The sequence below is a fragment of the Methylobacterium longum genome (assembly GCF_022179385.1).
Lineage (GTDB): Bacteria > Pseudomonadota > Alphaproteobacteria > Rhizobiales > Beijerinckiaceae > Methylobacterium > Methylobacterium longum.
The window spans coordinates 1-280 of sequence record NZ_BPQS01000203.1 but is presented as its reverse complement, the minus strand read 5'-3'; the positions used below and the strand labels follow the sequence as shown (position 1 = coordinate 280).

1 pseudogene is annotated in these 280 nt (G+C 71.1%); it reads right to left on the bottom strand.

The features are described from left to right. A pseudogene (locus MFF58_RS32105) lies at positions 1–280 on the bottom strand (porin family protein); the annotation flags it as partial.

The window sequence follows — 280 nt, the reverse complement described above, 5'->3', positions numbered from 1 at the left end:
CGAGGTACTGGGCGTCGGCCTCGATGCCGATGACCACGCCCGAGCCCGGGGTCAGCTGGAAGTTGTAGCCGATCTGGCCACCGCCGGAGAAGCCGTCCTGGCTGCGGTTGCGGAAGGTCGCGGCCGTGCCGGGCACCGCGAAGGGGGCGGGCACGCCGAAGGTGGCGTTGTTGTTGCTGTTGCTGCTGGCGTCGAAGGCGTAGCCGGCGTTGATACCGAAGTAGGCGCCGGTCCAGGTGAACACCGGGACGGGGGTGAACACCGGCGGCGGGGCGGCCCG